The 20,627-nt window shown below is 59.2% G+C and carries 10 protein-coding genes; 2 read left to right on the forward strand and 8 right to left on the reverse strand.

The window, feature by feature from the left end; all coding sequences use genetic code 11:
• Nucleotides 1-314: 314 nt before the first annotated feature.
• Nucleotides 315-1,337, forward strand: a complete 1,023-nt coding sequence (locus BX604_RS05580) for a sensor histidine kinase (RefSeq protein ID WP_373562420.1) — start codon at nt 315-317, stop codon at nt 1,335-1,337.
• 1 nt (nt 1,338) lies between these two features.
• Complete coding sequence (locus BX604_RS05585; RefSeq protein WP_098549928.1) at nt 1,339-2,073, forward strand: LytR/AlgR family response regulator transcription factor; 735 nt, start codon at nt 1,339-1,341, stop codon at nt 2,071-2,073.
• Nucleotides 2,074-2,415: 342 nt separating this feature from the next.
• Here BX604_RS05585 and BX604_RS05590 read toward each other — a convergent pair whose 3' ends face one another.
• From BX604_RS05590 to drmD, 8 genes are all read right to left on the reverse strand, one after another.
• A complete protein-coding gene (locus BX604_RS05590) occupies nt 2,416-4,092 on the reverse strand; it encodes a hypothetical protein (protein WP_098549929.1) in 1,677 nt (558 codons plus the stop codon).
• A complete protein-coding gene (gene drmC / locus BX604_RS05595) occupies nt 4,089-4,850 on the reverse strand; it encodes a DISARM system phospholipase D-like protein DrmC (protein WP_098549930.1) in 762 nt (253 codons plus the stop codon). The genes BX604_RS05590 and drmC overlap by 4 nt, the downstream gene beginning before the upstream one ends.
• A 1-nt stretch (nt 4,851) precedes the next feature.
• Nucleotides 4,852-6,708: a DUF1998 domain-containing protein gene (drmB, locus tag BX604_RS05600; RefSeq protein ID WP_098549931.1), complete on the reverse strand. Its 1,857-nt coding sequence runs from the start codon at nt 6,706-6,708 to the stop codon at nt 4,852-4,854.
• A gap of 2 nt (nt 6,709-6,710) precedes the next feature.
• Nucleotides 6,711-10,679 carry a DISARM system helicase DrmA gene (drmA, locus tag BX604_RS05605; protein ID WP_098549932.1) on the reverse strand — a complete coding sequence of 1,323 codons (3,969 nt, stop codon included), beginning with the start codon at nt 10,677-10,679 and terminating at the stop codon, nt 6,711-6,713.
• Between the two features lie 25 nt (nt 10,680-10,704).
• The gene (locus BX604_RS05610; protein ID WP_143748005.1) at nt 10,705-11,700 is read right to left on the reverse strand and encodes an O-methyltransferase; all 996 of its coding nucleotides are present in this window, start codon (nt 11,698-11,700) and stop codon (nt 10,705-10,707) included.
• A gap of 3 nt (nt 11,701-11,703) precedes the next feature.
• Nucleotides 11,704-13,119 carry an ATP-binding protein gene (locus BX604_RS05615; RefSeq protein WP_098549934.1) on the reverse strand — a complete coding sequence of 472 codons (1,416 nt, stop codon included), beginning with the start codon at nt 13,117-13,119 and terminating at the stop codon, nt 11,704-11,706.
• A gap of 75 nt (nt 13,120-13,194) precedes the next feature.
• Nucleotides 13,195-17,490, reverse strand: coding sequence for an Eco57I restriction-modification methylase domain-containing protein (locus BX604_RS05620; RefSeq protein WP_098549935.1), 4,296 nt, complete (start codon nt 17,488-17,490; stop codon nt 13,195-13,197).
• Complete coding sequence (gene drmD / locus BX604_RS05625) at nt 17,487-20,621, reverse strand: DISARM system SNF2-like helicase DrmD (protein WP_098549936.1); 3,135 nt, start codon at nt 20,619-20,621, stop codon at nt 17,487-17,489. The genes BX604_RS05620 and drmD overlap by 4 nt, the downstream gene beginning before the upstream one ends.
• Between the last annotated feature and the right edge of the window lie 6 nt (nt 20,622-20,627).

The raw sequence follows: 20,627 nt of genomic DNA on the forward strand, positions 1-20,627 counted from the left end.
CGGCGCCGGATGTCCAATAGCCTGTCATCTCCGGAGACAGCATCTTTCGTCATTCGATCGCCGCGCCGCATGATGCCCTTCCGCCCGCGTTCCTCTACACTCGTGGCGGCAATCGGCCCACCGCCCGGTCGTCGGCGCCCGGTGCGCTTCGTCGAAGCCGCGCGCCGTTCGTCGCAATTCGTCCGTGATCGACGCACGGGGCAGTAAGGTCACGCCATGCGCGTATCGTGCGCCCACCTTCATTCGACACCATGCGAACCCGACCGGATACTTCGACGATCCCGCCCATGCCAGCCGTCAGCACACCACGCTGGCTGCGCGATCCGGCAGCGCTGCTCGGGTTTGCATGCTTCAACTCGGTCGTTGGCCTGGGTTTCTGGATCATTCACTTCGACGAACCTGTCGTCCCCTATCTCGTCGTCTCGAACGCGATCGGGTTCTCTGCGCTGCTGTTGAGTGCCGCCGCGAACCGGCTGCTACCGAGCACACCGGGGCTCGCGCTGAAGGCGATCGTCATCGCACCGGTCAGTGTCTTCGCCGGTTTCGAGATCGCGGCCGCGATCGTCGGCGGGAAGGTGCCGCATGTGTTCGGATCGGCCCGCATCGTTACGTGGAACAACTACGGCCCGTCGTTCCTCGTCTCGGCGATCCTGTTCGTCTGCGTGTCGTTGTTCCTGCAATCGGCGCGCATGCGTGCGACGCTCGAAACGGAGCGCCGTCAGGCCGCCGAAGCCCGTCAGGCCGAAACGGCTGCACGTCTCGCGCTGCTACAGGCGCAGATCGAACCGCATTTCCTGTTCAATACGCTCGCGAACGTGCAGAGCCTCATCGAGCGCGACCCGGCCCGCGCGTCGACGATGCTCGACAGCCTGAACCGCTACCTGCGTGCGAGCCTGCGCCGCACGCGCGATGCAACGTCGACGCTCGGCGAAGAGCTCGAACTCGTCGAGGCGCTGCTGAAGATCGCGTCGATCCGGCTCGGCGAGCGTCTCTCGTATGTCATCGACGTGCCAGCGGATTTGCATGCGCTGCCGTTCTCGCCGCTGTTGCTGCAACCGCTCGTGGAAAACGCGTTGCTGCACGGGATCGAGCCGTCGATCGACGGCGGCGAGATCGCGATTCGCGCACGCAGACACGGCGATCAACTCGAATTGAGCGTGCTCGATACCGGCGTCGGCCTCGGGAGCGGAGCGTCGCCATTGCATGGCGGCGTCGGGCTCACCAACATCGCCGCGCGCCTCAGGGCGCTGCACGGCGAACGCGGCCGCGTATCCATCGAAACGAACGCCGATGCCGCGCATGGCGTCGTCGCCACCCTGCTGATTCCGCTCGACTGACATGCCGACCGCCCTCATCGCCGACGACGAACCGAACCTGTCAGCCTTGCTTGCGCAGCGACTGCGACAACTCTGGCCCGAACTGGAGATCGTCGCGATGCCGCGCAACGGTGTCGAAACGCTTGCCGCGTTGAATGCATCGCCGCGCCCGGACATCGCGTTTCTCGATATCCGGATGCCGGGCATCGACGGGTTGAAGCTTGCGTCGCTGGCGCCCGACGTGCATGTCGTGTTCGTCACGGCCTACGACGAATATGCGGTCGATGCGTTCGATCGTGCAGCGGTCGATTACCTGCTGAAGCCCGTCACGGACGAGCGACTGTTGCGCAGTATCGCGAAGCTGCAACGCGGCGGGCCGTCGGCCGCGCACGCCGATGCGCTCGCGCAGGCAGCGCAATCGCGCGACGCAGCGCCGATCCGCTGGTTGACGGTGGGGGTGAAGGATGCGACGCGACTCGTTGCGGTCGACGACGTGCTGTATTTTCAGGCGGCGGACAAATACACCGAAGTGGTGACGGCCGACGAGCGGCTCGTGATTCGCACGCCATTGAAGGAACTGATGCCGAGGCTCGATTCGGGACGATTCGCGCAGGTGCATCGTGGGGTGATCGTTGCATACGCAGCGATCGACCGCGTCGAACGCGATTTGCTGGGAAGGCTGAGGATTCGGGTGCGCGGGCAACGGGAGATGCTGCCGGTCAGTCGCGCGTATGCGGGGTTGTTCAGGCAGATGTGACGCGATGTCTATCCCGGCGCGCGGAAAACATGTGCGTCGATTCAGGTGCTCGCTGTGAGAGCCGAAACGAAAAAAGGGGTTACGCGGAAATCGCGTAACCCCTTTTTCGGTATTGGTGCGGCTGCAGGAATTGAATTCCCCCGACATATCCTTGACACACAAGGATTTTATAGATTCTCCGATCGCTACGTGCCCCCAAATGTGCCCCCAAGTTTCGGAAACACTTTGGTTCGATTGCCCACCCGACTGCAACGCGCCAACGGAACCGAGCGCAGATCACGTCAACACCTGACTGCTGGAGAAGATTGTAGCGTACCGTACTGCGCCGCAAAGATTATGAGTTCATCGATGTACGCGCGTCGGATTGACGAGCATCAGGATGTCGCCGAGAGGAACGAAAAACGATTCCGGCTCCACCTCGGCCGTCACCCGCTCCACCGATTTTCCAAGAGAGACCACGAACTCGTCGGTTGAATCGCTGGGCCGCTGGGTTCGCTCGCGTAGGAAGTTGCCCCAATCACACCAGACAGCCCGGGAATCATGGCCACTTGCAGACGTGAAGTGGGCATGGTACCGCCCTAGCACGACGAGGTGAACGGAGAGAGCAGCATCGGTTTTGATCGCAAGACGCTCCTTCAAGCCGCTAACTCCAGCCGCCTCCATCCAGCCCACGACATCAGCGATCCATTTATTGCTGTCATCGACCAGGTTACTCGCATTGTTCCGACGCACTTTGTCGTCACCCACGAAGGGCTGCTGCCACTTGAGCTGGAAAAGAATGACGCTATTGCAGCAAGCATCGTAGACGACGAAATCAATATCAGTGACAGTCTTACCATCCCGCTTCAGCTTGACACCATCAAGGCAGTGCCAACGCGGCGCAGGGAACTGTGCTCGCAGTTCGGCAACCCATCTGCTTTCCCGTCGATTTGCCGCATCAAACCAGTCCTTCTCGTACCGCCTGCGCAGCTCCGCCCAGAGAAATAGAAATGGATTGAGTTCCAGGCCGTACATCGGGAGCGCCACCAAATGCTGGCTCGTCCTGACTGCCGGGGCGAATGCTTGTGCTCCACGCTCTAGATGGTCCTTGGCGTTTGCAGGGCTCAACGTCAGGTGATCCAAAAGCTCCGATATTTCTTGTCGGGATGCATCAAGAAAATTGGCAACCCCTTCGATCAACTCCTCGTGAAGTGCTCCGCCGGTCAAGAGATTCCTGACTCCAATGCGTGGATCATCAGCATTCAACAGTCCGGCATAGCAAAGCCTCTGCTGCGACATGGCTGAGAGCGCTTCGAGAACAGCCACATACGCCGAATAGGCACGACCTCCAAAGCGGTCGTCGTCTGCCAGCATATCCCTAAAAGACATTCTTCTCAGATACAGGACTGCCCATTCCTTGAAGTAGTCATCGACACCATCAAAAGATCGGTCTTCAGGCGAATGGTTACTACGAAGATTGCCGGTCAGGCGGGGGAGCATTTCCATGTGGCGAAGCTCCAAGGCAGCCTCCTGGGGCCGATCCTCCGCTACCGTCATGTCACTGAGCCAGTTCAGCCCATGAAACCCAACCTGTTCCCGGTAGGCTGTGCTGTCTTGTATCGACAGGACAAGCAGCGTCATTCCCTTCACCTTTCTCTTATCGACCTCCCCTTTTAGGGCTCCCGAGCGCAACAGAGTCAGTTGTTTCTCGGCCATCGTCAAGCAACCCATCCGCCACAGAAACTCATCCGTCTGCGCAGCAGTCGCAGCATTGGAGGTGAAGAGTCTGGGCGCATCTGATTTCAACTCGGACGGCAGGACTCGCTTCAAGGCTGCATTGATAGAGTACTTACGGACGCTCTCCATCCGTAGTCCAGATTCGTCCAATTCCTTCAGTTCAGGAATCAGCTCTCGGCAAAATACGTAATCGAGAGCGCGCAGGGTCTCGAAGGTCAACACCTCCGAAGGTTTCTCATAGCCGCGCAGGACACACCGTTCGTCCTCAATGGCATCTTGGAGAAGGTGCACTGGGTCTTTCATACCGGAGAAACGATCTTCAAGGACACCAATGCGCACAGATGCTCTTCCAGCATCTGCGGGATATTCCCTCCAGAAAGCAGCAGCCCTGCCTCCATGTTCCTCTCCATGGCAAATCCAGTCAGGTTTGCGCTGGTAATGAAGCAAGTGTGTCGATCGGCCACTACCACCTTGGCATGTACTCGTCCGTCAGCGAATATTTCGCCCTGATCTCGCCACGTATAGAGATGCGCATTGGGCACGAGGGCCTTCATATTTCCGATCGCATCGAACGAGATACTGCCACCATGATCTTGGGATGATTCGAGGAGCATATAGATGCTCACACCTCGTGCGCTTGCTTCGTTCAATGCCTTCACGATCGTCGAGACGTCATAGGCCACGAAGCTGGTGACGAACAGAGTTTGCTTGGCAGCATTGATGACTTGCAGGAGCGCTTGCTCCGTTCGACGTGCAGACACGAATGGCGTCGTCGGCCCCGTCCACACTAGTTCGGTGGACTGGCGAGTCGACATGTTCTCGAACGTATGGCTGGCGGCGAGCAGCATCGAGGCCAACTCGATGGGACCGACCGACGTGGCCTGCCAAGCGGTGACGAGTTGATCAACGATAGCCTTGGCCGCAGGTGTGCCCACGACATCCGATAGCGAGACATTCGCCTCCCCGCCCCCGATCCTCCGAATCCTGCCCGCCAACGCTCGAATTTTCTCGGGGGAGATCAGACAGACCACGGTTGTGACGGCTTCCAGCAGCCCCTCCATGTCACGGCCCCGCAAAGAACGCGGCATCCCCTCGATCGAGGGTCTGCACCAGCAATGATCTGTCAAGGTAACGGTTGCCGCGCTCGCACGAGGTCTCGGCGACCAAGCTACACGCATGGCAGGCCGCCGCGTGCAACGAGCGGTCTTTGCTCGGATCGTGCTCCGAGCAGAGTGGATCGGACGAGCAGACCTTCGATCGGTTCAGCGCCTGCCGAAGCAGCCGACCGAGGTTTTCCGGCTTGCCGAGGTCGACGAGGCCACCAAGCGTCCCATCGGAGTCAGCCGCCGCCGTGTAGATGAGGATGCCTGCTTGCGGATTCACGCTCGACACGTCGGCGTAGATGCGTTCGCGGATGCTCGCTGCGTTGTAGCCGCACTCAAGCGCCAGTTCGCGGATGAGCAGATGCGAGAGCGTGTGGAGCATGACATACCGGATGCCGGGGTAGCCCTCGTTCGGGTCGAGGTGACGCGAATTGCGCCAACCGCGGTGACCGTCCTCAAGCATCCGATCGACGTGTTTGACACCTTCTAGCGCCGCCCACTGCTGGAGCCCATCTTCATCGAACTGGATGAAGATGCCCTCGCCGTGAACCTGATTCGCGGGAACCCAATCGGGCTTGCGACACGCAAGCCCTGCCATCTGCGGGCGCTCGTTCGGATCACTCGCTTCTTCGGGTGCCTCGACGCGAGTAAAGCCTAGCAAGGCGTTGACTTCGCGAAGCCTTTCCAGCAACAGCACTCTGCGGACCTGCTTCTCGAAGCCGGGTGGAGTGGCCACCTTCTTGCTCATGAAATGCGGGTAATCCGACGGCGGATTGGCTGCCGTCAGCACTTCCCACTCAGGCCCCTTGATGTCTGCCTCGCCAACAGCCTCCTGTCCGCCACCGTTGCGATGGGCTTCGATGGCCGACCAGATATTTGACGCCGAATGTTTCTCGATACCCGGAAAACCGCCTGTAACCTTCAGCGTTTGCACCACGATCGGCACCATAGCCTCAGACGCGACACCCTGAAAGACCGCCCAGCCGTCCTGAATCAACTGGCCGAGTGGGTCGTCCGCCTGCGGGATAGCAAGCGCCGACAGGGTGATCGGGAACCAACTGTTCGTCGAACCCAACAGAACGGCCCGCGCCTCCTCATCGCACTCCTCGTCGAAATGATCGAGGTGGGGATGCCTACCTCGGCAGCTCGGCAAGTTTTCCTTCCCGGCCTTGCCGAACGCGTTCGCCATGCTGCGCGATGCACCGCAGGCATCACACTTAACCCAAAGGTTCTCGGTCTGCAGCGAAGCTCCGCTCTCGAAGAAGCGCAGCGTTCCCTTGCATGAGCTATTGCCGCCGTGGACGAAATAGTGCCATGGGAAGTCGTCGAGATGGCCGTCACGACAGGCCAAGAGAAAACGGGCTGGGACAGCATCGGCATCTTTCGCGGGCTGATCGCCCTTGGAGCCACGGCATCCTTTATGGACGAAGCGGGTTCGCTCCGGTCGGAAGCGGTTTTCCTTGATTTCGAACAGGCCAGCATCGAAAGGTGACAAAAGGCCACACTTCACGCAGCGCATCCAGCGTGGGAACGGTCGAACGGGGACGCCTATGTTCGCCTCTGCCGACCATGGATCGACAAGTTCGCTCTTCTGGAACGGCGGCATGCGCAGGCTCTCAACCTGCGGTCCAAGAACCTTACGGACGGCGGCAAGCAGGCGCGGCTCGGGAATGGGCTGGCATCTGTCTTTCTCCCACTGGTCGATGCCCAACGTCACCACCGAAAGGCTTGGCAAATCGATCAGCGCGCCCGGCCCGTATGTCCAAAGCAGTTGGCTAGGGCGGACTTCCCCAACCGGGGTTCTATTGTTAGTCATGGTCAATCTTCGTCCTTCGGCACCGGACGCGGCTTCCACCCGTGGTCGTCTGAGATATGTCCCGTGTTCATGATCAGGCGCACGCCCGGCTCCACTTCTCGCATCGACATCGGGACCGTCCAGTTGTCCCACGCGTGGATGCCCGGTGACTTAAGCAGCCCGACCATCGTCGCAGCCTGCGCGCCACGTTTTTCATAGGCCAGCGTACGACCGGGCACGCTCACTTGCTTCGCCCATTCGTCCGCGCGCTCCTTCAGTTCACGCTCGGCCAGCCCCTTGATAGTGGGCGTCTCGCTGACGTTCCAAGCCCGCCGCACCAGCACGTCGATGGCTTCAGTGATCTCAGGCTTGTCGGACTTGTCGAGTTCGCTTGCGCCCACGTTCGGGCTGAAGGCATCGTTTTCCAAACGAATCAGGGATAGGAGCGCGCCAGTCAGGCCGCGATCCATCGCGCGTGGCGAGAAAGGCGTCACAGACTGCGCTTCCACGTGCTTGTAGAAAGTCGCGTGATAATGCTCGAAGGTCTCATAGTGCGAGAGGTCGCGCGGACGCGCCCACGTAAGCACTGTGCAGACCAACCCAGGGAAAGAACGGCCCACACGACTGGTGGCTTGGATGTATTCCGCAGTTCCCTTGGGCTGGCCGTTGACAGCCATAAGACCCAAGCGATTCACGTCTACACCAACCGACAGCATGTTGGTCGCCAGCACCACGTCGATCGCACGAGTGTCACCCTCGTTCCATTTCGTCACATACTTCCCAGTGGCAGCGTCGAACGCGACCTTGAACTTGACCTCCAAATCGTCGAGGTACTTCGGGATATCCTGACTGGAGACGCGGGACGTCAGTTCGCGGATGTTGTTGACGCCACGCTGTGCGAGCGCGGGCCGTTCGACCATACTCATTTGCACGCGGTAGGAACGTGTTTGCACGTCGTCCTCGGCTAAGCGCCGCATGCCGCCCAGTTCACGCAGCGAATTGAAGTAGCCGACCATCGTCATGTACGGGTCGGCTGGCTCGCCAAAACGATCGAACAAGGCTTGAGCTGCGGTGAGGAAGGCGGTATAGACGCGAATCAACATCGCCGGACGCGAGCTACCGGGCGAACACACGCCGAGATAACGCCGCCCTGGTCTTGCTTCGATCGAGCGCTGCACCGAGAAATAGTTATCTTCCACGTCCAAGCCATGTGGTGGGAACACCGACACGCCCCGCATGAACACGTTGCTCACCTGCTCCTTGGCTTTGCGCACCGTCGCCGTGGATGCAACGATCTTCGGCTTGACCGTCTTGCCATCAAGCGTCCAGCCGCATAATTCGTCGACAGCAGACTCGTACAAGCCGACCATCGTGCCCAACGGACCGCTGATGAGATGGAATTCGTCCTGGATGATCAGATCGGGGGGACGAATCGGACTGACTGGCTTCACCGCTGCAGCAGATAATCCCCTGGCCGCACGGTGGCCCGTATTGCATTCGCAGCCAGGCCACAGCAAGCCGTGGCGCTCGCATTCCTGGCTCACGCGGCCGAACAGCGTGCGCACCTGACCGCGCCACGCCATCATGGCGAACTTGTCCACGGTGGCGATCATCATCGTCGGCGGGCGGTGGTAGATCTCCTCGTCAACCGTCAACACCGGAATACCAGGGTGTGGCGACTTGCTGGACTTGCCGCGCGAGAACTCGCAGCGCCCCTTCTTGTCGCCGCAATAGACAAGCGTGCGCCCGTGGTTCTTGTCGACCTCAACGTCGCGCCCAGGCGCGATGTCGGAGCCACACCACGGGCAACTGGTCAGTTGCACGGGCGATGCCGTTCCAGCGTGGTTTTTTCCAGGGTTGCGAATATCTTCGATCGCGCGATGGCTGTCCTCGGTCGTGCCCGGCGTCACCTTGTTACCGACCCACAGGCCGATGGTAAACGGCTCGTGTCCCAACGCGGAATCGCCTCTGGTCAGAGCCTCACGCCGCAGCGCCTCCATTGCGCAGATCAGCGCGGTGGCGCGCTGAAACTGCTGCAGGGTCAACAGGCGCAGCGTATAGCGCATGATCACCGCCAGACCGCGCGATCCGTCGTAACCGCCGAGCTTGCCTTGAAGACGGCGAATCGCCATAGTGAACGCTGCGACGCCCAAATAGGCTTCAGTTTTGCCGCCGCCAGTGGGGAACCACAACAGATCGGCATGTGCTTCCATTGGTTGCACTCGATCCAGATGCATGGGGTCAGCCAATGACGGAATCGATAGCAGGAGAAAGGCCAACTGGAACGGACGCCAGCTCCGGTTCTCCGGCTGATCAAACTGCTGGATCGTCACGTCACGACCACGCCTCACTTCAAGCGCGTACTGACTGCGCAAGCGCTGAATGGCCATCGCCCGGTTGGCGAAGCGGAAAGCCGCCAAGGCTTTCTCGTCACGCTTCAGGGTGTCGATACCCTGCTGCAAGCGGGTCTGAATTTCCTGACACCGATCCAGTGCCTGGCCGGCCTGCGCGTCATACCCAACCACGTCCGCGCCAATGCGCTTACGCTGCTCGGCGATCCATTCCGCATAATCCTTCGTCAGCAAGTTCAAGGCATCGACTAATTCGGTGATGCCTAATGTGGCAAGGTGCTGCATGTCGAGCAGGCCGCTCGCCACCATTTCCCTCATCGCGCGACGGTCGTCAGGGTCAAGGCCTGGCGTCTCCGTAACCTGCACTTCGTACTGGGGCAGGACGGCGGTGCACACCTCGGTAGCTAGCGTTACATCGTCCGCTATTTCGGCGTGAACAGCAACGCCATGCCCAACAGCGAACTCCACGCGGTTTCGGTAGATCATCTCCAGCGATTCGCGTTCGGTGTCCATGCCATCAGCGTCCAGCACGGGGCGGCGACGGAAGATGGCGCGCTCGGGAGCATCGGCTTCCGCACGCACGATCAGCTCCGGCTGGAACAGCCATGCCGTGTCTCGGTTGGCGTCGGGTTCATCCTGTGCGTTGATCAGGAACAGCGTCACCAAGCGGTCTCCGTTGGCGTTCTTGGCACGGACGGAACCTTGTACCCGCACCGATGGGCGATTTGCGTCGGGCGCCTGATGGGAAATCACGCCCTCGGTAAGCGGCAGGACAAGCTTTCCACCACAAGGGATACGTTGCCAGACCTTGGCCTTCTGCCCATTGGGTCGCGTCAGCTCATGTTCGTCATTGGGCACACGCTCGTAGCTACCCCAACGCGCTTCAACCTCGATGCATTCCGCGTTGCTATCGACGCAGAAAGTCATGCCGAAGCTGCTCGGTACCAGCGACTGATTGCTGGAAGCGTCAATCTCATCCGACGCATCCGATTCGGGCTCCACCCGTCCAGTCGCCGTACCGAACTCGGCACCGGGTTCATGCTGGCCGGGCACAATGGGGTCGGTGGGTTCCTCTACACCCTCCTCGGCCAGCGGACCTTCCAGCCCTTCGATACCCCCCTGCGTATCCTCACGTGGCGCCAGCTTGCCAACCAGATAGCGATCACGCACGCTCATGTCTACGATACGCTCGTGCGGGCCACCCGCGGGACCAAGCAGGTCGTCCACCACGGCCAGTTGCAGCAGCTCGCGGATATAGGCCCGATCCTCGACCAGCGGCACGCCACCGACTGTCTGATGCAACGCCGTAGACAACGCAGCGACAAACTCGTCCCATTGGATGCGCCTAACGTTGCCCGACGATGGAGGAGCCAGCGAGACGCTGGCGCTCGGCACCGGGGCATTAGCGAGGGACAGCCGGTCAAAGAAGATCGTGGTGGTTTCGAGGTCGGAACGAAGCCGCAGCGCGCACCCAGCGCGGATGATCTCCCCAGCAGGGCTCAACACGAGCACCCAATGGTCCTCGGCGATTGCCTGATACAGGGAGCGATCGCCCTTCAAAACGAGGGTATAGGGCGCGAGTCTGCGATCAATGCAGAGACCGTGATCGACGGCGATCCATGCGTTGCGTGATGTCGTCATGCTGCTACACCTCAATGGTTACGAACTAAAGCTCCACTCGCGAGAAATGCGGATAGATGCGATAGAACTTCTTGAACACCTCAACGGGGTTTTCGCCCATGTTCGATTTCGGCAACTCGAAACCCATCTTAGTCCGCGCATCATCGTTCGATTCCATCGTAAGGCGCTCCAGCGTCGAGAGCGCAGGCAAATCGATCCGGTGTGGTGCATCCGTCGTCGCGTGGAACTCCCAAGCCTTCACAGACTCCTCAATTGTCTTGTCGTCGTTCTGGCAAACCACGAGTGCGGCAGTCACCATCGCCTGGCCATCCGCGTAGTGCGTCGTGAGCGCCCAGACGATGCGGCGATCCCGAAAACTCAGCACGTCTTTCTCGACCGCCAACTTCAGTGCGTGCAACAGACTCTTGCCGTAGTTTTTGTGCGTCATTCCATCAGCAGTCATTCCGCTCGGAAAGAGCGCACCGAGCCGCTCCTTGAAGCGAGCGAGACGCCATTCTTGCGTAGTCGGTTTCCGCGCCCGATCCTCCGAGACATCGCCGTCCGCCTCGACCGAGATGTCCTTCGGATCAGGCTTCCCCAACGACTCGGGATTGGCATTAAGCGTGATACGCAGGATGCTGCCGATCGGCACGGTGCCGATGGTGCGTGCGAACCGCTCAATCTGCGAGGTGATGCCCTTAGGTTCCGTGTAGTCGAACCAGATGATGGCAGGTGAATCGAGATCTATTTCGTCTAGATGGTCTTCGAGGCTCTTGTGAACGCACTCGATTGAGGCGATCGGGCGGTTGAAAAGCTGACGCCTATGCACCTGCTCCTCCGTCTCAACGCATGTCATCTTTGCAATGCCGAGCCGACCGTGAATCAGCCGGAAGTCTTCGAGGAAAGGACCACCTAGGCCAATGTAGTGGTAATTTTCCAGTGCGAGCATCGGAGCGAGCCGCATCAGCAGCGACAGGAACAGTTCCCTATCTACAGCCTTGTTTGGTCGCAAACGGTACGGAAGAGAAGAACCTGCGCTCATCGTTCAGTCCCCTTGTTTCTTGGCCTTCGTGAGCTGCATCTCGAAGCACTTGTCGCCTACGATGCCGGGCTTCTCGTCCGAGTCGTCGAACAACATCTTCGACACGAGCCGCACTTCCTCCGCAGGACGGGAAAACACGATCTTTCTGGACGACGGCTTCTTGTCTTCCGGCTCCGGCAGAACCTTCGCCTTCTGCGGATTAAACTCAATGGCGTCGGCTGTCTTTCTGGTGGCACTGCGGGCAGCGACAACCTCAATGGCCTTGCTCAACGACATAGGCTTGGCGGACTCCCAATGGCTCGATTGGTCAGTACGCGGATGGTTCTTCCACTGGTTCGTATACGAAATCCAGATGCGCATGCCCTCCTTCATCTTGACGAGCGATTCGAGCCACACATTTGACGAAGTGTCGAGCGCCCGCTTGGTCGTCGTAACCGGCAGTTTGTCGGCGTGCTTTGAGCGAAACTCAATGATGCCGGTGACGATGGCGAATTGTGGATGGTAGAGAGGAATACCATCCCCCCAGCCTGTCAATCGGCTCTTGTCCCCTACGATGATCGCGCGATCGTTACAGAGCACCGTCCAGCCCGCAGTTGCGGACGAACGGTCGCGCTCGAAACCCGCGTCGTCCTCATCATCGTCGCCGAGACTTTTTCCGGTGTTGAGTCCCACAGTGATTGAGACGAGCACGCCGTCTATCGTCTTCTGGTAGATGTATGGTGCCGGCCGTTTCTCGTCCGTAGAGACTAACACCTCGACATGAACGGATTCCACGGGCGTGCCGTTGAGTTCCACCTTCAGGCCCCACTGGATGAACATCGTGAAGTGCTCTGCAATCGCAGTACGCACTTCGTTCTCGAAGGCTCCATTGGCAAAATGTCTCGATACGCCTTCGTACAGGTCACCAACGTAGATCGTGGTACCGGGTTCGTCCAGTTGCTCGCCGGCCTCCGTCGGCTCATTGATGGGAAGAGGGTCCCAGTTCTTGGCATCGAGCCATTGCGAGGTAATCGGTACCTCGAACGTATCATCGCCGTAACGCGTCCGCACCAGGGCGTTACGACCCATCTTGAAGATCGCACGCTTCATACCGACGCCGTACATGCCGATAGTCTCGGCATCGGAATCACGATCGTCATCTGGCTCGCGTCCCATCTTGAACGCGTAGTTCTTTGCAACGTCACGCGGTATGCCGCCACAGTTGTCGGCGATCGAGAAATGGTCTGCGTTGATTTCGATTTTCACGAAGTGCGTGGAGTAATCGACGTCCTTGCCGCCCGCAAGACGCAGCGCACCGTCTAGGCAGTTATCCAGCAAGTCAAGGATCGCATCGGCAAGACTAATATCGCGAGTCAGCATGGAAACGAAGAACTGTTTCGTCGGACTTGCTTGAGCTTGATCAGTGCTTGATTTGGTCATGTACCGATTCCCCTTGCGAGTGTGATTTCGTCCGAGTAACGGCCATCTCGAACGTCAGCGTGACTTGAGTTGGAGTCACAATTTCTGCCCTTGATCGGTGTTTTGAGCACCTGGCTCAACGCGATACTGCGCCCCACGCCTTTCGCCACGGCGTTCAACCCTGCTGCCGGCGACTAGGTCGGCAATCGCGACGCTCCACTGAGCGTCCGTAATGCCGGTGGCGGTCAGGATATCTGCCTTAGTATGCCAGCCATCATGTGCACTCAGGAAACCGAGAACAACTGCTGTGGCCGAAGATATCTCATACGGGATGCTAGTCGCGATAGACGTGAAGTCCAACGGCGATTGCGCCGGAATATCAACGGAGTCGACGCTGATGCGGCGCGCTCCAGATGAGTTTCGCTTCACGGCATCTTTGTGTAATCCATGAGCGACTTCATCTTCATATCGCTGATGGTTTAACTCCAATAATCTTTGGAGTAGCTCAAAGCACGCAGCCTCTGTAAAGGTAAAGCGAATACCCTGCGGAGTTTTATAAAATCCATGACGAAGCTCAATATCACTCCATCCGTAGGACTCAAGCACGGCCTCATCAATTCTCGATACTAACGAACGCAGCTCGGCAATCGCCATTGAACTCTCCCTTGGAGAGTCAATCATGTTGTGCACTGCCGTCGCGCCAATGTTCTCTGCTACAGCAATAGCAGTTCGCCTCTTATGAAAGGTTTCCCCCAAATAGCTCAATCCTTGGCCAAAGGTATTGGGGAAGGGGAACGTGTCGAAACATGTGGTCGGCGAGTACTGAGGCCTGGTGGTCAGCTTATTCCCATATGCAAGCGCCCACGCCCAATGTATACCGCTCTGCAGGAGTGCGAAATCATCCCATTCGCTTAGCGCAATTACTGTCGCAGTATGAGAAATAGTGATTCCCGGCAAGCACATTCCGAAAACATGATGCTTACTCGTAAAAGGATGCACCATGTATCTCGGCATGTCGCTTATCCGTTTGTACATGGCTTTTGCTTGAGAGTCGTACTTCCAAAAATCACGAGACAAAATCCTTCTCTTCGTTTTGTCTTTTATTTTTATTCTCTCGGGAAGGACTCTTTCCTCGGCAATCCGAAACGGAGCGCCATACGACGATGCCGTTTTCCTATCCCAATCGAAAAAGTTGATCACCCACCGTGACGGAGATTGATCGGGAATCGATAGAATGTCGTCGCCCCCAAGAAAAGGAAACAGCACCTCTCTATTCCGCGCATCGGACTCAATTAACCTAGCGGCTTCCTCTCGTGTTAAAGCAAAGCCGATTCCACGAATATTCGACCCCTGGAACGCCTTTCCCACATTGGACGCCAAACGTTGAGGCTCGCCCACTATTCTCCCTTGAACAGCCAAAGACGGAGTGATGCCTCCCACGGCTCCGCCATCTAAGATGAAATCCCCTCGCCATTCACCATTAAAGAGCCAGGCTATGGAGACAGCCAAGTTGGCCTTACCCGGCCAATCAAAGCTTTTCACGGCTCGGTAAATTGAATATCCGCTACTACTGAGAAAACCAAGACACACCTGACGTGTCTCACCCTGGGATAGGGTACTGGTCGCGAGCATCCCTATCGTCCCGGCGTTCGCCGTAACTGCCGTTGCACGAAGTAAGAAATATGCACACAAATCGGCATTACCTCGACGATTACCGGCAATTGTGTTTACAATATACTCACGATACCCCTCACCGAGCGCACCAGTTATTCTCTTCCCCCCCATGAAAGGAGGATTTCCGATTAAAGCATCAAAGCCACTTTCCTCGGCACCGAAAACTTCCGGGAATTCTAAAGGCCAGTGAAAGGGCCTAGGCGCGGGCTGGTCGCCTGGGAAATTGGTGAATAGCTTGAGGATTGTCTTTCGACGCATTAACGCAAGCGCTTCACGATCACCTTCAACGACTTGAGTCGCATCAATAGACAGAGCGGCTAACCCGTTCTGAAGTGCCTCGCTACCGCAACCTGATGCGAAAACTTCGGCGATGAACGCATCGGCGATACATTCCGGCACTTCGAGTTTGCGGCGCGCATCGGCGTCTAGATGCGCCATAGCTTCCACGTCGCGGATGTCGCGGATGGGCATTTCGCGCAAACGCAAGCGAAGTTCGACGGCCTCGCGTACGGCCCGCTCGACGTTCTGACCAAACAGATGTAGCTGGCCCTGGTCAGTGGGATTCATCGAAAGCTGGGTGAGTTGCTCCAGCCGATGGATGCCCAGCAGACTGTCGCCACAACGCAGGTTGTGGTCGAGGAAGCCAAAGGGACGGTCCTTGGACAGCGTCACCAGCCAGATGGAGAGCTTGGCCAGTTCAACCGCCAGCGGATTCAGATCGATCCCGTAGAGGCAGCGTTCGGCGATGAGGCGGCGGGCAGCAAGGATACGCGCCTCCGTGTCGCGCGGCAGCGTCTCTACACAGGCATCTGCCCCCTCTACCCGCCCATCAATGCTGACGGGGCCCAACACCTCGGCCTGTGCCCACGCTTCCACCAGTCGATCGGCCAGCCATCGACAGGCTTGCACGAGAAAGGCGCCCGAGCCCATCGCCGGGTCGCATATCTTCAGGTCGAGCAACTCGTCGACTGATTTCAGCGCCCACTCCGCGCGCGGCGAACCTTGCGCCGGGCCGACGTAGGCGATGGGCATGAGCGCTTCGGCGACGATGGCCTCGGTGAGCGACTTCGGCGTGTAGTGGGTGCCGGTCTCGCGCCGGTCAGAGGCGGTGGTGACAATAAACGCGCCCGCGGTATAGACCAGTGGGTAACCCCAAGGATCGGTACGCACCAAATGGGCGAAAGGTCTGATGCGGTCGCGTAGCGCCGCGTCGCCGTGACAGGCCGTCAGCACGCGATCGGCGAGCACATCGTCCACAGGACGAGACAGATCGTTGCGCACGCGACTGACGGAACTGCCGGAACGCTCTCGAAGCAGGTCGGTTAGTCGCTCGGCACCGTCCAGCCACGCAGATTCGAGCTCGGTCAACGTGACCCACGGCGATTGAGCACCCTTGGTAGCGTCGACTTCCAATGTGACCTCAGCGGTGCGCTTGACGGTGCGCTCCAGCAGACCTTCATAGACGTAGCCGATCTGCTCGACGTCCAGCGCCCGGTAGGACAGCGTGCGCCCCTGGAATTGCTGGATGGCTTCCAGCAACAGCAGAACGGTTCGGTTGTCGATCGGCAGCGGCTTAGCGATGTCGGTGCGCCAGTCTGAGCCACGGGCGCGGCCTTCGAGGAAGGGGAAGCGATCCGGGTCAAACAGGGAGCCTCCCAGGGCGGGCAAGCGCAGGTTTTCGTGCTCAATGCCGCCGTACACGGCGCGGAATACGGCCAGTAGGCGCGACCACGCATCCCAGCGGCGCTCCAGAATCTCGTCGGATTCGGCACGCAATTGCATGCGAAGGGTCGAGAGCGCATAGTTGGCTTCGTAGCGCTCATCGCCCAAGAGCAACAGGCCGCGCTCTTCAGCGGAGAGCAGGAAGACCAACCGCATCATCACCGTCAGCGCAGCTTCGTAGAGCTCGGCTTCCCTCACACCGCGCAGCAATTCGCGGTCGCGATCCTGGTCGGCCTTATCGAGCGACTGGATCAGCACTTCGACCGCACGCCGCACCTGCTCGCCCAAGGCGTCGGTCACTTCGTCCTGAAACTTCAGCGAGCGATCGAACAGTGCGGGCAGCCGCTCCGATTCGTCCACGAAGAAGCGCCGAATGCCCAAGAGGTGGACGAAGGCTTGCAGGGTGACGGGTTCCTGCGCCCAAATGCGTGCATACCAACTGGCGAAGGTGGTGACCGCACCCACTGGCGCATCGACCAGCATCCAGCGTTCGCCATTGGTCACCAGCCCGAGGCGGCAGCCCGTGGCGCGGCAGAGCGTCACCATGCGTTCCGCCGGGGTACTGGCCCAGCCGTCCCGCTTTTGGGTAGTATTGAGATCGACGTCCGCGTCGTAGGCGTGAGCGAGCAGCAGCGGCTGATCATCATTGCCGACGACAGCGAAGTCCGACGACAGACTCATACCGTGTTCGGGCAGAGTGACGGTCAGGTGTGCGGCACACCAGTCCTTGCGTTTGAGCACGTCACTGCGACCGTCCTCATCAAGTTCCAGCCCGCGCGACAAGACTTCATCAATCCATGCGGCGTGCAACTCGGCGAAATGGAGATCATTGGTTTCCAGCGCCTCGCGCCATTCGTCGTAGGCTTGGCGCAGCCGCTTGCGCTTGGTCGCATCAAGTTCTTCCAGCCCCTGCGGGAAAGCTTCCTTCAGAACAGGAAGGGCGAGAAACGGGCCGGAAATCTCGATGAGCGACAGCCATTCGTGCAGCATGCTCATATAGCACCTCCGGCAGACTCGGGCACGACGAAGATCACAGCAACCGGGAAAGTACGGTCGTCGAGCTTGGCGTAGCGGGATTCGATGGCGTGCGTCTCCATCTGGCGCTCGTCGGGGATGCGTGCAAGGCGTGCTTCCAGTGCGGCAATGTCACGCCTGAGTTGCATGCGCTCGTCGTCGGTGAAGAGTGAAAGTTGTTCGGGCTGTTGCCCTTTCTTCAATTCGGACTGGATCGCCTTTTCCAGTTCGTCGAGTACGGTGCCGATATCGTCGATTTCCTGCTGCTTGCGGGTCTGGAGCGTGTTGGTCAGGAAGCGGAGACGCTCCTTGGAGCGAGCATCCACTGCTTTTAGGATGGCTTCCTGCTGACGGTCGAAGCGGACGCGGAGCACGTCGAACAGGGGCAAGACCGCCTTGACTGGCTTCGCTTCGTCCAACCACTGCTGGACGCGGGTGACGCCTTCTTCGCGGCGGAAGGATTGATCGCGCAGATAGCCGCCTGATACCGTCAGTTCCTCGTGTAACCGATGGTGGTCGCCGCCGGTAACGACCAATCGCGAGATGACAATCACGGCCGGACCATCGATGAGCGCATCTGGCATCGTGCGGACAGTGACACGGTGCAGTTTCTTCACATCGTCTTGCGCCCAGACCTCGGCACGCAGCAGGCGCAAACACATCTGCACCAAGCGATGGTTCAGGTGGACAAGCACGACATCGTCGCGGCCACTGGCGATGGCATGATCGAAGGTGATGGGCCGAATCTTCTGTGTGTGTGGATGGCGCAATCCTTCCAAACAACGTGCCCAAGAGCCGGACAGCGCGGGCATCCGGAATACGCTGCCCGAGGGCGCTCCCACCAGTTCGACGGGTTCCAGCGGCGGACGCCCTGCCAACGCGAGGCCGGTCTTCACTGCCATCAAGACGTGACCAGGCGTGAGATGGAAATCCTGCTTGGTTGTGAGCAGGCGATCGTGTAACTTGGCGACGCGCTCTTTCAACTCGCGCTCAGCGCGAACGAAGTTCTTGGCGCGAGCGATCCGAGCCTCGGCGAGATGGATGTCCAGATCCTTCAGAGAACCTTCGATAAGGCCGGACATCTGCGGTGCGATCACCGGATTGACGCTGCCCATGTCGGCGCGCATCGAGTCCAGTTTCCGCAGAGCGCGAAGAATGTCCTCGCCGTGGCCACCGACCGATGCACCGCTCGCATCGCCGCCATCGACTGGATGCCAGATCAGCACTTCCTTCTCACGCTGCCCGTGCCGATCGATACGTCCATTGCGTTGCTCCATCACGTTGGGGTTGTAGGGAATCTCTAGGTGGATAAGCCGATTACAGTGGTTCTGTAAGTCGATCCCCTCAGACGCTGCGTCGGTGGCAAGCAGGATACGCACGGGCGATTCCTGCGGGGATGCCTGGAACGCCGCCTTGATGGGTTCACGCTCTTCTTGGGAAAGGCCACCGTGAAGTAGGCCGAGACGCTCACCACCGAAGCCGTGGCTGGCTAGGATTTGATGCATCCACTGGTGCGTGGTGCGATACTCGGTGAACAGGATCACTCGGCGACCGTTCCACTGGCCATCCGGCTTGAGGTTCTCAGTGAGCCAATCAAGGATGGCTTGAGCCTTGGAATCGGCTTGATTCCTGGCTCGCTGTGCCCATACCCTCAAATCGTCCAGCATCACCTGCTGTTCCGCCGTTAGTGGCGATGAGCGACGCGTGGCCTCCTCGATAGCTTCGGCATTGGCATTCTCAACTTCCTGATCATCGGCATAGTCCTCGTCAGCCTTGAGGATGGCCTTGTGCAGGATGCGCTCTGCCATGGTATCCAGTTTCGGGGGCCGAGATTCGGATAGCGATGCGAAGTGCTTTTCGAGCGTAGAAGCGAACGCCGCTGGCGACGAGAGTAATCGCTTCCTGAGGAGTCGATTGACGAAGGCCGTGCCGAAACTATTACCCGCCTTCTCAGCATCCTTTTCGCGACTGGCGCAGTAGTCGTTGAGCTTGCTGTGAATCTCGCGCTCTTCGGTCGAGTACGGAACCGTGAGCGCCTGCAAAGTGCGTCGGGCATACAAGGGCTTGCCTTCCGCATCGACCAGGTCGCTCTTCAATCGGCGAATCATCACCTGACTCAATTGCTTTTCGTCAGGAAGGATGTTGCGAGCAAACCGTTGGTCGTCGAGTAATTCCAGCAACGAAGTGAACGACTCCGTGTAGCCGTTGTGCGGCGTGGCAGTCAGGAATAGACGATGCTGAAAATGCGAGCCGATGACGCGAATGAAACGCGTGCGCTGACTCTCTAACGCATAGTGAACCCCTGCGGCCGGAGCAACGTTATGCGCCTCGTCCACGACCAGCAAATCGAACTTGCGCGGATAGCCAGCATGCATCGGGATCACGTCACGCATGGCACGCAAACCCTCGCCGGTCTTGGCCCAATCCATCGACGTGATAAGGCGGGGATGTGACGTCCATGGATTGGCATGGATACCGCGTTCGCGCCGCAGTTGCTTGATGTAGTCGGTATCCACTACCCGGAAATCGAGACCGAATTTCTCTAACATCTCGACGCGCCACTTCTCCTGCAAAGACGCGGGGCAGATGATCAATACGGTGCGGGCACGGTGCCGCAGAAGAAGCTCCTGAATGACCAGACCAGCTTCGATTGTCTTGCCGAGACCAACATCGTCAGCAATGAGCAGATTGACGCGTGCCATGTCGATGGCACGTACCAGCGGATCGAGTTGGAAGTCTTCGATACTGACGCCACTGCGAAACGGAGCCTGGAGAAACCCCCGATCGGCATTGGTTGCAGCCCCCCATCGCACCGCGTCGAGAAAGGCGTCGAGTGTGACCGAATCGTCCTGCCCCGTGATCGAGGGCAGACCCGCGCGCTCAATGACTTGTGCACCCGGCTCGATTTCCCAAACGACTTCCAGTTCCTCACCAAGCCCATCCTCGTCGATCGACGACAGCGTCACGCAATGTTGAGGCGCAGAATGTTCCAAATCCAGCCGAGCCGCATCGACATCCGCCACTACCCACTGACGGCGACGGACTTCGACCAGTTGCCCCGGCTCCGGCCGAGCCCGATATGCTTGCGACTGCCCTTCCCCCGCGATACTCATGTGACT

Origin of the sequence: Burkholderia sp. JKS000303 (genome assembly GCF_002563755.1) — a bacterium.
GTDB classification, from domain to species: Bacteria; Pseudomonadota; Gammaproteobacteria; order Burkholderiales; family Burkholderiaceae; genus Burkholderia; species Burkholderia anthina_B.

Coding starts and splice junctions, on each gene's coding strand:
- drmC (WP_098549930.1), bottom strand. CDS start 4,850: ATGGAGGGGCTGCTGGAAGCCGTCACAACCGTGGTCTGTCTGATCTCC.
- BX604_RS05620 (WP_098549935.1), bottom strand. CDS start 17,490: ATGAGCATGCTGCACGAATGGCTGTCGCTCATCGAGATTTCCGGCCCG.
- drmD (WP_098549936.1), bottom strand. CDS start 20,621: ATGAGTATCGCGGGGGAAGGGCAGTCGCAAGCATATCGGGCTCGGCCG.
- BX604_RS05610 (WP_143748005.1), bottom strand. CDS start 11,700: ATGAGCGCAGGTTCTTCTCTTCCGTACCGTTTGCGACCAAACAAGGCT.
- BX604_RS05615 (WP_098549934.1), bottom strand. CDS start 13,119: ATGACCAAATCAAGCACTGATCAAGCTCAAGCAAGTCCGACGAAACAG.
- drmA (WP_098549932.1), bottom strand. CDS start 10,679: ATGACGACATCACGCAACGCATGGATCGCCGTCGATCACGGTCTCTGC.
- BX604_RS05590 (WP_098549929.1), bottom strand. CDS start 4,092: ATGAAAGACCCAGTGCACCTTCTCCAAGATGCCATTGAGGACGAACGG.
- BX604_RS05585 (WP_098549928.1), top strand. CDS start 1,339: ATGCCGACCGCCCTCATCGCCGACGACGAACCGAACCTGTCAGCCTTG.
- drmB (WP_098549931.1), bottom strand. CDS start 6,708: ATGACTAACAATAGAACCCCGGTTGGGGAAGTCCGCCCTAGCCAACTG.